Annotated in this window: 3 protein-coding genes; 2 read left to right on the top strand and 1 reads right to left on the bottom strand. The window is 34.5% G+C overall.

Annotated elements, in window-relative coordinates:
* A complete protein-coding gene (locus GFJ94_RS10745; protein WP_153201526.1) occupies window positions 1-1,902 on the bottom strand; it encodes a T9SS sorting signal type C domain-containing protein in 1,902 nt (633 codons plus the stop codon).
* 340 nt (window positions 1,903-2,242) lie between these two features.
* Here GFJ94_RS10745 and GFJ94_RS10740 point away from each other — a divergent pair, with 340 nt between their 5' ends.
* Together GFJ94_RS10740 and GFJ94_RS10735 are read left to right on the top strand one after the other, a co-directional pair.
* Window positions 2,243-7,930 (top strand): S-layer family protein, encoded by a 5,688-nt coding sequence (locus GFJ94_RS10740; RefSeq protein WP_153201525.1) that lies wholly within the window; start codon window positions 2,243-2,245, stop codon window positions 7,928-7,930.
* Window positions 7,931-8,149: 219 nt separating this feature from the next.
* The gene (locus GFJ94_RS10735; RefSeq protein WP_153201524.1) at window positions 8,150-13,756 is read left to right on the top strand and encodes a CUB domain-containing protein; all 5,607 of its coding nucleotides are present in this window, start codon (window positions 8,150-8,152) and stop codon (window positions 13,754-13,756) included.
* Window positions 13,757-14,143: the final 387 nt, after the last annotated feature.

Raw genomic sequence — 14,143 nt, 5'->3', positions numbered from 1 at the left:
TTATTTTTTACTAATTATAATTTTCTTAGATATTTCACCATTATCTACTGTAGTTAATTTAACAATGTAAACACCTTCACTATATTGAGAAGTAGGATATGAATAAGAATCATTACTTCCAACATTTGCTTTATTAATGATTAATTTACCAGTAACATCATACAAAGTAATTGACTTAATATCGTAATTTTTAGTATTAAAAATCGTCAATTGACCTTGTGTATTATTTTGAACTACATTAAAATCAGTCGAAACATCTGTAGGATTAGATAAAGTTTCATCTAAGAATGTAATTTCAAAACGACTTCCAGTATCTCCGGCAGATAAAACCATTGTATGAATATTATTTTTAATATCATAATACATTCCAGTTTCTCCATCAAATAAAAATATATTATCAGCTAAATTAAAATTAATGATATCACCAACTTTTAAATCAAAAGTTGCAGGAACATCCGTTTTAAAAGCTATAGGGATTCGTTTTGTAATATCAAAAGGCATTGTAGTGATTACCAATTTTCTATCATTGCTTGCTGTTTTAAAATAAACCGTTTTAGCCTCTTCACCAAAAGTAGACTTTGCATCTAAAGCAAAGTCAAAACCATCAGTAGCATTATTATTAAAAGCTACTGCTGTTTCATACATTTGTAAATTATTAATTCTTGTAAGCAATTTAAATTGCGGAGCAGGTAGTCTTGAAAATTGTGTATAATCTACACCTGCAACATTAGGAATTTCATCCCAGTTACCATTTTCATTAGCTGTATTAGCATTTCTTTCAAATTGCGATGCATTTACCGCACCTTCTTTAACAAATGCTCTATATAAATTTTTCATTACAACATTTCCAGATGCAACTTCACCACGAACTTTAAATCCTTGACCTACAGGTTTAAACATTCTCTCATAATGATTACCACCAGAACCACCTGCTGTAAAAGATTCACCATCATTACTATAAGTATGCCAAGGCGCTGCAGTGTATGTACCTGGACTAAATGCTGTAGCTCCATTTGCAACATAAACACCATAACCTCCTACATATTGTCCAACATTGTGAGAATTATTTAACTTATTATGTTCCCAAAATAAAGCAGCACCATCAATTATTTCTCCTCCAGCGTAACTATATGCTCCTGTACCATAATTTACTGTATAACCACTATTTTCTAATAAAAATAAATTAATATTTAAAGAAGATGGATATGGATTACCCACTAAAGTAGTGTTATCATAAGACGGACCAGCTGCATTTGAAACAAATGTAGAGATATCACCATCATTAGGCTTACCTCTAAAATCATAACGTTGTGCACTTCCTGCATTATTTTGAACACCATCGGCAGCAACAGCTACAAAAGCATCAGTCCCCGAAGTACCCTTCATAGTAAAACCATAACCCGGAGCAATTGAAGAAGCAGCACCAATGTAATTCCATTGTGCATACAAATTAGATGCAGTATAAGTATAAATCCAACGATTTGAAATTGTTAAAGAAGGACCAGCAACACCATCAAAACCAGACGTTAACAACGCAGCTGTACTACTAGTTAATCCAGAAGGCTGAAACAAACGAGTAATACCAAAGTTTGAATTACCTGCCGCTGCTGATGGAACACCTACTGGTGAACACCAAAAGTTATACTGAAAATTATTAGTAGTACCTTCTTGAAATACAGATAAATTTCCTAAACCTTGATTAATACCAGCACCCGTTCTACCTTGCAATAATTGAGACTGATTTCTTAAAAAAACATGCCCATTGTTGTCTAAATTAACATCTTCCTTAACATATACAAATTGATCGTTAACAAAAACATAACTATTAGGACTCACATACATTTGCGAAAAAGTGTTCTGAACACCTAATATCACAACACATAATAGTAAAATTCTTTTCATACTATTGACTTTTAAAACTTTAGTACAAATATATAGAATTAAATTAAATTATTTCTTTTTTTTTTTAATTAGTTTAAAATTATTGAATAGAATTTAATTATAACCTACTTTTTTACCTAAAAAATTACACTCTCAAACGATTTCGTATGATAAAAAAATAAAATTTAAATTAAAAAATATCGTGTTTATATGTTAAAATAACAAATAAAATAAATTTTCTATTATTTTTTATTATTAAAATCGTAATTTATTGACTCATAATGCAATTATTTAAAATATATTATTATATTTGAGGTGAACAAAACAACAAATCTATCAATCTTGTAAAAATGTATATTTTATGAAACATAATTACACCTCATCAAATTCTCTTTCAAAAAATTTACTTGAATTAACAATAAAAATTAAAAACCTGAAAGAAAATATGGTTTTTTACATTTTAGGTTTTCTATTTCTTTTTGTCAGTAACGCCCATGCTCAATGGCCAGGATTTCAAAATGGACCTAATAGCGGATCATTTGTTGTGCCTGCAAACGTAACCCACGTAACAGTTGGCGCCTTTGGTGGTGGTGGTGGTGGTGGCGGTTCTGATACTAATGATGAAGGAGGATCAGGTGGCGGAGGTGGCGGAGCTGCTACGGCAACTTACACAGTTACTGCTGGAAACACTTTTATGTATACAATTGGTGGAGGTGGTACTGCAGGAAACAACAATCCTGCAGGAACTGGAGGAGCTGGTGGAAACACAACCGTTACAAGCGCATTACCATTCTGTAATATAGTTGCTAATGGCGGAACCGGCGGAGGACCTAATCTAGGATTGACAGGTATTGGAGGTACCGCAAGTGGCGGTACAACAAATAACAATGGCTCTAACGGTACATTAGGGAACACTTCGGGGCAAGCGGGAGGAGTTTCAGGTCTTGGATTAGACGACGTAACCAATTTAATTACGCAACAAGGTGCTGGAGGTGCTGCTCCAAGAACAAATTCTGATGGCGCAACAGGAGGTATTCCTGGAGGCGGCGGAAGCGGTGGAGAAAGAGGTGGAAGCAGAAGATTTGGTGGAGCTGGAGCTACAGGTGAATTAATTTTTAACTATATTGTAGTTAATTCTGTTCCCGCTACAGCTTGTATTGGAAATACCATTACAATAACTGGAGATTATTTTTTAACTGGCGCCCATACAGTAACAATAAATGGTACTGCCTGTACTAGTGTTACCCGTGTTAATGTAAACACTATAACTGCAGTAGTTGCTCCAAGCACAACGAGTGGTCAAGTGATTGTAACTAGCCCTAGAGGAATGCATAATGGTTACACTATAACAATAAACACTCCTCCAACAATTACAGTTCAACCAACTGCACCAGCAACAGTATGTGGTGGTTCTGGAACAAGAACAATGACTGTAACTGCTACTGGAACTACATCTTATCAATGGTATAAATCCCCTGGAACTTTATTAACAAATGGAGCTTTATATAGTGGTGTAAATACAGCAACCTTAACCATAACAAATCCTGCCTTAACCGATGCGGGAAATTATTATGTAGTTGTTGGAAACGCAGCAGGCTGTACATTAAATTCAAATAATGCAGCATTATCTGTTGGAAGTACTCCAACTATATCGGCAAATCCTGCAAACCAAACCATAGGAGCTGGAGCAAGCACTTCCTTTAGTGCTACGTTTGCAAACTCACCAACTACATTTATTTGGGAAGTTAGTACTGACGGAGGAACAACATGGTCGACTGTAACAAATGGTGGTGTGTATAGCAATGCTACAACAGCAACTTTGAATCTTACAAGTGTACCTTTTTCAATGAATGGCTATCGTTATCGCTCTAGAACGAGTAACATATGTGGAACTTCAGCAAATTCTAATGTTGCAATTTTAACTGTAACTATTTGCGCATCCAGTGGAGGTACATTTCCAGATGGAATTACAGGTGTAAATTTTAATACTATTAACAATTTAGGAACATCTGTTAATACAGGTTACCAAGATTTTACTTCATTAAGCACAACACTAATAAAAGGAAGTTCATACCCCTTAAACATTTACATTAATACAGGTGGAAATTACACAAATTACCAATCTGTTTATATTGATTGGAATGGAAATGGAAGTTTTGCTGACGCAGGTGAATTTTACAATTTAGGAACAGCTACAAATGTAACAAACGGCTTAACAAGTTTATCTCCTCTTTCAATACCAGTCCCTTTAGGAGCTATAAGTGGCACCATATTAATGAGAGTTCAGTCTAGATATAATGCTGCAACCACTGGACCTTGTCAAACAGGATTTGATGGTGAAACCGAAGATTATTCTTTACAAATTATTGATGCGTCACCTTGTGTTGCTCCAACCGCACAACCAACTGCCTTGTTTTTAAGTCCTGGAGGTACAACTATAGGCGGATCTTTTACAGCTGCTTCACCAGTTTCAGATAATTATTTAGTAGTTATTAATACAACAGGAATTGCACCAACATTGACAAATGGAACTAGTTATACAATTGGCTCAGGTGTATTAGGAGGCACAAATATTATTGTAGATACTGACAGTAATACTTCTTTTGTTGCTACCGGTTTAACAATTAGTACAACGTATTATATTTTTGTATTCTCATACAATAGTTTATGTACTGGAGGACCTATTTATAACACTACAGCTCCACTAACTGGAACAACTACAACCACTACAGCACCAAGCTATTGCACACCTTCTGTAGGGGCAACTTTTGAGAATTTAACTTATTTTACGAATATTTCTTTTGTTGGATCATTGAATGATGTTTCTAACACTTCAACATTTTCATCCGTACCAAGAGGTTATGAAGATTTTTCTGGACTTCCAAACAAAGCTCGTCAAGCACAAGGACAAGGTGTAAATATATCAATGCAAACGAATAGTAGAGGCTATGTAAAAGCATGGGTAGATTGGAATCGAGATGGAGATTTTCTAGATGTCTCTGAAGAAGTGTATAGTTCTGGAGGTGTAGCAACTTATTCAACTTCTTTTGGATTTATTATACCTATAGCACAAGCTCTTGGAGATTATAGAATAAGAATAAGAATTAATAAAGACGACTATGTTGCCCCATATGACCCTAATGCTATAAGCACGTTTGACTCATGTCAAAACATTAATTATTATGGAGAAACTGAAGACTATACCTTTACTGTTGTAGCAACATGTAACACGTTTATTACAAGCGTTACTGAACTAGAAACTTGTGGCCCAGGAACAGTTCAATTAACTGCCGTTGGAACAAATAGTCCTTCAGAATACAGATGGTATGCAAACGAATACGGAGGAGCTCCATTAGCAACAACTGCAACAGGAACTTGGACTACTCCTGTAATTGCTGCAACTACAACGTATTGGGTTTCATCTTATAACGGATGTGAATCTTTAGTAAGAACTAAAGTGATTGCAAAAGTTAATCCTTTGGCTACCATCAGCTTCACACCTTCCCTACCAGAGGTATGTGGTGAAAACCAAGTATTATCTTTAACCGCTTCGGGAGATGTTGAATTAACATATCTTATCGATGAAAAATTCAATTCAGGTTTGGGTGTGTTTGGTGTTAATAATATAACTTCAAACGGAGGAGCTATAAACGCATTAACACAATGGCAAAACGAAACAAGTACTTTTGTACCTGCACAACAAGTTTGGTTTCCAGCAATTTCATCAGGTTTAGGTGGAAATAATTTCGTTATGGCAACTTCTGATGTTGGAGCTTATACAATTAACACAGCTTTACAATCACCTACAGTTAACACAAACACATATTTAGATTTATTTTTAAATTTTGACATTTTTTATTCAAGATATTTTATAGATGGTACTAGTTTACCAAATGATTACGTTTCAATTGAGGTTTCAACTGATGGAGGAGCAACATGGCCAACAGAAATTACTCGATACACAGCCGATATTGGTTACGGAACTCGTTTTACAAATATAGAATTTGATTTGAGTGCTTATATTAACAATCCTAATTTTAGATTTAGAATTCGCTATTATGGAGTTTGGTGTGATGGAGTGGCTATAGATAATGTTAAATTATTTGGAAATGTTCCTTTAAACACATCTTTTAATTGGACAAGTGCACTTCCAGTAGACGCTTATCAAGATTTAGCATGTACAATTCCATATATCCCTGGTTCACCAGCCGTTACAGTATATGTAAAACCTAATTTATCACAATTAGAACAAACATCATATTCATTTACAGCAACAGCAACATTATCAAATGGTTGTGCGGTAAACCAAACTGTTTCAGTTGATAATAAATCTAAAGTTTGGTTAGGCAATACAGATGACTGGTCAGACCCAAATAACTGGTTACCAGTTGGTGTACCTGATGCAAACACTTGTGTAATCATTAAAAATGCTACAAATGGATCAATTATATCTGGAAGTAATGTTAATGGTTTTGGAAAAACATTACAAGTAAAACCAGGTGGCGAATTAAACATCTTACCTACAAACACATTAACTATAACAGATTATGTTGATGTAAGTGTTGGAGGAACATTCAATCTAGAAAACAGTAGTAGTTTAATTCAAATAAACAATGTAGCAAATACAGGTATTATTTCTATGAAAAGAAATGCAAACATAAGACAACAAGATTATGTTTATTGGTCATCTCCAGTTGCTAACTTTAGTTCTAGTGCAATTTCACCAGGTACAACTAACACTTACATATATAAATGGTCACCAACAACATCAACTGGATATGCAAGTGATTTTGGTAATTGGATTTCTGGTAATGAAACAATGATTCTTGGTAAAGGATATATTGTTAGAGGACCAAATAGTTATACAACAGCATTTCAAAATTATACAGCAAACTTTATTGGTGTTCCAAATAATGGAATTATCAACGCAACCATTAGTAGAAGTACTTATAATGGTGGACCTTATGCAGGACCAACATCTACACCTGTTACCGCAGATGATGATAATTGGAACTTAGTTGGAAATCCATACCCATCTGCAATTGATGCTTTAAGTTTTATGTCAACAAATACTAATATTGCTGGATTTGTAAAAATCTGGACGCATGGCACTCTACCTGTAAGTAGTGTTGAACCATTCTATCAAAGTTTTCAATATAATTATACTACTGCTGATTATGTTACATATAATAATTTAGGAGCTTCAAGTAGCCCTCTATTTACGGGTAAAATTGGAGCTGGACAAGGATTTTTCGTTCGAATGAATCACACTACTGCTGCAACAACTGAAAATGTAGTATTTAATAATACTATGAGAAGCAACACACATCGAAATGATCAGTTTTTTAGAAATGAAACGCAATCAACTGATGAAATAGAAAGAAATAGAATATGGATAGATTTAGTTGCACCTAACACAACAAATATAAGAACATTAGTAGGCTATGCTGCTGGAGCTACAAATCAAATAGACAGACTTTTTGATGCACCAGCATTAGATGTTAAAACTACATTTGAAATTTTTTCAACTAATGAATTTGAAAGACTAAGCATACAAGGTAGAGCATTACCATTTGACAACAATGATCAAATTCCTCTTGGGATAACGATTCCTGAAAACGGCATTTATACAATTGCTATTGCTGCTGTTGATGGTCTTTTCACAAATACATCTCAAAACATTTATTTAGAAGATCTAACTTTAGGAATAACACATGATTTGAGAGCAGCACCATATAGTTTTACAGGAACTACTGGAACAAATGACACTCGTTTTATTTTGAAGTTCAATGGCACTTTAGGAAATGAAGATTTTGACACCAATAACACTGTCAATATTTTCACAAATGAGTCAATAAACATTAACTCATTTAATCAAAACATGAAATCGGTAAGAATTCATGATTTATTAGGAAGACAGTTAGGTATGTATAATAATGTAAATAACTCAACTTTTTCATCAACTAATATAATGAAAACTCAAAGTGCTTTATTAGTAGAGGTTACATTAGAAAATGGATCTGTTAAAACTTTTAAAGTAATTTTTTAATAAAAAATAAATTTTAATAAAAAAAAAGGCTAACTACTTGTTAGCCTTTTTTTTTGTAATATTGCCAGATGAAATGCTTAAATTATCGATAAAACGAATAATTTGTACATATTTAACATTTTACTTAAACATTTATAGTCAAAAAAAACGAATAATATAATTAAATTATATATATTTGAGAGTTAACAAATCAAATTCACAACAAAAGCTCTAAATAAAATGAAAATCATTACTTATTTTTTGAAAAACTATTTCGTTTTTCATTTTAATTACTTAACAAACCATAAAACAATAAAACAATTTATTTTAAGTTGTTTTATTTTATTTAGTATTATCTCATTTGCACAGCCAGGCTTTCAAAATGGTCCAGGTAGTGGATCGTTTGTGGTTCCTGCAAATGTAACACATGTTACAGTTGGCGCCTTTGGCGGCGGCGGCGGCGGCGGCGGATCAGATTCTAACAACAATGGAGGTTCTGGCGGTGGCGGTGGCGGAGCCGCTACAGCAACCTATACAGTGAATGCAGGTAATACATTTACCTATACAATAGGTGGAGGTGGCGCGGCAGGAATAAATAATCCAGCAGGAACTGGAGGAACTGGAGGAAATACTACAATTACTAGTGCTTTACCATTATGTAATATCATTGCTAATGGAGGAACTGGTGGAGGGCCAAACATTGGAGCAATAGGAACAGGAGGTATTGCTAGTGGTGGAACAACAAATAACAATGGTTCAAACGGTACAATAGGAAATACCTCAGGTCAAGCAGGAGGTGTATCTGGTTTAGGTCTTAACGATTTAACAAATTTAATAACTATCCAAGGAGCAGGCGGAGCAGCTCCAAGAACAAATTCTAATGGTGCTGGTGGAGGTATTCCCGGTGGAGGCGGAAGTGGTGGCGAAAGAGCTGGTGGAGGAACTGGGCCAAGATCTGGTGGTGCTGGTGCTGTTGGAAGAGTTGTCTTTAATTACATCGTAGTTAACAGTGTAACTGCATCCTCATGTATTGGCAATACAATAACAATATCAGGTAATTACTTTGAAACTGGGACTCATACAGTAACTATAAACGGCACATCATGTACGAGTGTAACCCGTGTAAACTTAAACACCATTACCGCTGTAGTAGCACCTGGCACAACAAGTGGTCAGGTTGTTGTAACAAGCCCTAGAGGAATGCATAATGGTTATTCAATTACAATTAACTCCCCTCCTACAATTACTGTACAACCAGTTGCTCCAGCAACTGTATGTGCTGGTTCTGGAACAAGAACGATGACAGTAACAGCTACAGGCGCAACAACATACCAGTGGTATAAAGCACCTGCTACATTACTAACAAACGGAGCGCTTTATAGTGGTGTAACAACAGCGACCTTAACAATTACTAATCCTGCCTCTATAGATGCTGGAAATTATTATGTAGTTGTTGGAAACGCTTTAGGGTGTACAGTAAACTCTAATAATACGGCATTATCAGTTGGTAGTGCACCAACAATTTCTTCTAATCCTGCTAACCAAACAATTGCTCCAGGAACTAATACATCATTTAGTGCTACCTATAGTAATTCTCCAACAACTTTTATTTGGGAAGTAAGTACTGATGGAGGCACAACTTGGACAACAGTAACTAATGGAGGTGTTTATAGCAATGCAACAACAGCAACTTTAAATCTTACAAATGTACCTCTTTCTATGAGTGGTTATCGTTATAGAACACGTTCAAGCAATACATGTGGTACATCAGCAAATTCTAATGTAGCTGTATTAACTGTTGTTGCAATTATACCTTCTACAGGTAACAACACAATTAGTTGTGGTACTAACTCTGTCTTATATGACAATGGAGGACCTTCTGGAAACTACGTATCAAATTCTAATGGATATACAGTTTTAGAAGCTGGAACTGGAGCAACAATAAATATTTCTGGAAATCACGATACTGAATCAACCTACGATTACATAAGAATTTACGATGGCGTTGGAACTTCTGGAACATTATTAGGTTCTTACACTGGTTCTGGAACACTAAATTACACAGGAACTGCTGGACAAACACTTACTGTAGAATTCACTTCGGATGGCTCTATTAACGGCACAGGTTTTAATCTAACAATAACTTATAGCGGGGTTTGTTACTTAGCATGTTCTGGAACACCGAGCGGAGGTACTGTCAGTACTTCACCATCAGTTGGTGCATTTGGCTCAAACTATGTAGTATCATCATCTGGATATACCTCAGCCACAAATATGTTATATCAATGGCAATATAGCACAGATTCTGGATCAACTTGGACAAATGCTGGTGCAGCAACAAGTACTTACTCAAATTATACCGCTTCAGCACCAGTATTAGGAACTGTTGTACTATGGCAATTAGTTGTAACTTGTACAAATAGCGGCATGGTTGCAAATTCCTCAAACGCTTCCTTTACTACTGTAAATACATTAAATATTCCTTCTTCTGGTAATAATACTGTTTCTTGTGGAACTAATACTGTACTATATGACAATGGGGGTGTTTCAGGAAATTATTCCAATTCATCTAACGGTTATACTGTTTTAGAAGCAGGTCTTGGATCTACAATTACAATTTTTGGTAATTACATTACCGAAAGTATAGATGATATAAATATTTACTCTGGAGTAGGAACAGGAGGAACTTTATTAGCAAGTTATTCAGGGAATGGTTCAATTAATTTCACTGGTGCGGCTGGACAAACATTAACAATTCAATTTACTTCAGATAGTTCAGTAGTATATTCCGGATTTTCACTTTCTGTATCATACAGTGGCGCCTGTTTCCCTTCTTGTTTGGGCACACCTACTGGAGGTAGCGCATCTACAAGCCCTAATACTGGGTGGCCTGGCTCAACATATTCAGTAACAGCTACAGGTAATACTTTAGCATTAGACATGTTGTATCAGTGGCAGTTCAGTACAGACGGTGGAACGTCATGGACAAATGCAGGCGCAGCTACAAGTACATATACAAATTACAATGGTGCAATAGCTCCTGCTAGTGGTTTAGTACATTGGCAATTAGTTTCTACTTGCACTAACAGCGGTTTATCAGCAACTTCTTCAGCTGGAATTTTTACAGTAATGACAGTGAGTACTGTTGTTACTGGTTGTCCTAATGTAGTTTCAGGTGGATTAGGCTTAAATGGAGCCGATCCAGCTGCAATTAATTGTGTTGCTGCTAGCACTTGTGTAGATCTTGAAGCAACTTATTTAGATTTAGGAGATACAACAGATTATATAGTTGAACCAATAGTTTATAATCCTCCTTTTGCATTTACTGGACTTGCTAATCCTGTTAGTGTTAATACAGATGATGTATGGTCACCTCTTGTAAATTTACCATTTGATTTTTGCTTCTATGGAAACACATTTAATAGATGTTTAATAGGCTCAAATGGAGTTATAACTTTTGATACAACTAATAATACTCCTGGCGGATATTGCGGATGGAGTACATATTCACCAGGAACAAATCTTCCAGTTAGTGGACATGCTGCTTTAATTGAAAATGCTATATTTGGAGTATTTCACGATATGGATCCTTCAACTGCAGGTAATGTAGGATGGGAATTAGTAAATCTTCCAAGTGGATGTAGAGCTTTAGTTGTGGCATGGTATAATGTTCCAATGTTCTCAAACGATAGTGCTAATGATTATACTGGAATGTTAGTGCTTTATGAAAATTCAAATATCATTGAAGTTTATATTCAGAAAAAAAATGTGACCACTTATGCAGGTTTCGGTTCGGAACCAATGTGGAATGATGGTAATGCCGTAATTGGAATTCAAAATTCAACGGGTACCTTAGCATCCGTGCCTCCAGGAAGAAATGTGTTAGATCCAAATTGGTCTACAACTAATGAAGCTTGGCGCTTTGTACCTAATGGAACTTCAATAGCTTCTATTGTATGGCATGAAGGATCAGGGACAGCAGGGCCTGTAGTAGGATCAACTCCAACAATTAACGTTTGCCCAACTTCAACAACAACATATACCGCTGAGATTACATATACTTTATGTGATGGAAGCACAATAGTAGAAACAGACGAAACTACAGTTACAATTAATGGATCAAAAGTATGGGATGGCTCAGTTAATACTAATTGGAACAATGCTAACAACTGGACACCTACTGGAGTTCCAACTTCGGCTGATTGTGTAGTAATTCCTAACACAGCTAACGACCCTATCGTATCTGGTACAAACTACGATGCTCTAGGTTTAAATTTAACTATAGAAAATGGAGCTGTTTTAACTGTTAATACAACAAATGATTTAATAATTACTGATTGGGTTAACATTAATGCTGGTGGAGATTTACAACTTAACAATAGCTCAAGCTTAATTCAAATTAATAACGATGTAAATTCTGGAACAATGCACATGCATAGAACGGTTAACATGAGAAGATTAGACTATGTCTATTGGTCATCTCCTGTAACATCCTTTGCAAGTAGCGCTATTTCACCTTTAACACCAACAAGTTATATTTATAAATGGGCTCCTAGTTTAGGTTATACTGTTAACAACCATGGTACTTGGATTAGCGGTAATGAAATTATGGAACTAGGAAAAGGATACATTGTTAGAGGACCGAATAATTTTACAACGGCCTTAGCACCATTTACTGCAACTTTTACAGGCACGCCAAATAACGGAGTTATTACAACACCAATATCAAGAGGCGCATGGAATTCAGGAAGTTATTCAACAGGTTTATCTTCAACATTAGCTACCGATCATGATGACAACTGGAATCTAATAGGAAACCCATATCCATCTGCTGTAAACGCTATATCATTTTTATCAGCCAATACTAATATTGATGGATTTATTAAAGTATGGACACACGGAACATTACCTGATAATGCCATAGCAGATCATTTTTATGATGACCATGTATACAACTACTCTCCTGGCGACTATATAACTTATAATAGCTCAGGTACTTCTTCAGGGCCAGGTATATTTTTAGGTTCAATTGCATCAGGTCAAGGTTTCTTTGTTTCTATGTTACATACATCAGCAGGAACAAATGAAACTGTAACTTTTGATAACTCTATGAGAGGAACATCAAATGATAATAGCGAGTTTTTCAGAAATACGAACCAAAGAATTGATGATGGTAATGGAAGAATTTGGCTAGACTTAATTAGATCTAATTCAAATGCTGTTAGAAATTTGGTAGGATATATTAATGAGGCTTCAAATGATAGAGATAGAATGTATGATGCAATTACTGATGAGAAATTAGACTTTAATTTGTACTCAAAAATTGGTGATGATACTATGGTAATACAAGGTAGAGCATTACCTTTTGATCAAAATGATAAAGTTTCAATAGGATATAAAGTACCACAAGATGGAACTTATTCAATAGGAATAGGAGTGGTTGATGGTTTCTTTACCAATACAAATCAAAATATTTACTTGGAAGACAAGTTAACGAACATTATTCATGATTTAAGACAAAGTCCATATAGTTTTACAAGCGTTGCTGGAAATCATGATAATCGTTTTGTATTACGTTACACGAACGAAACTTTAGGAGCAGATGATTTTGAAGCAGATAATAATAATATTTGGGTTATCAATTCAGACGTTTTAACAGTAAAATCAACCAAAAACGAAATCCAATCCGTTAGAGTTTTTGACATTATTGGTAGAGAATTAGTCTTTTATCCAGAGGTTAATAGTTTTGAAATTCCATTATCTAAAATTCAAAAAAATAATGCTGGATTAATAATTCAAATTACATTAACCAATGGCACAATAGTTAATAAAAAAATAATTTATTAATACTATATCAAAACAGAACTAAAAAATAATTTGGTTCTTTAAAATACTACAGCATCAATTAATTTTGGTGCTGTTTTTTTTTAACTATTATATATTAAAAATGCCTTTATCAAAGATAATCGTTCATAAAATTTAAATCTAAAAAAGGCTAAATTATAGTAAACTAAATTCCATAATCAAAAAAGGCACAAAATAGAAAATATATCACTTAATTAAATGTTATTTTTATAACATTTAATACCAAATTAAAAATATTTAAAACAAAAATTACTAAATAAATATAATTACAACAACAATTAACAACAAATTCTTAAATAAAAAATGCATTTTATCGATTAAAAAGGTATTTTATCGGCATTTTACGCGTTACATCGAATAATTAATAAG

Origin of the sequence: Flavobacterium sp. LMO8 (genome assembly GCF_009495755.1) — a bacterium.
Lineage (GTDB): Bacteria > Bacteroidota > Bacteroidia > Flavobacteriales > Flavobacteriaceae > Flavobacterium.
The sequence above is the reverse complement of the archived record's forward strand: the minus strand, read 5'-3'. Positions and strand labels throughout refer to the sequence as shown.

Excerpts from the sequence above, each read along its gene's own strand:
- GFJ94_RS10745 (WP_153201526.1), bottom strand. The coding sequence starts at position 1,902 with ATGAAAAGAATTTTACTATTATGTGTTGTGATATTAGGTGTTCAGAAC.
- GFJ94_RS10740 (WP_153201525.1), top strand. The coding sequence starts at position 2,243 with ATGAAACATAATTACACCTCATCAAATTCTCTTTCAAAAAATTTACTT.
- GFJ94_RS10735 (WP_153201524.1), top strand. The coding sequence starts at position 8,150 with ATGAAAATCATTACTTATTTTTTGAAAAACTATTTCGTTTTTCATTTT.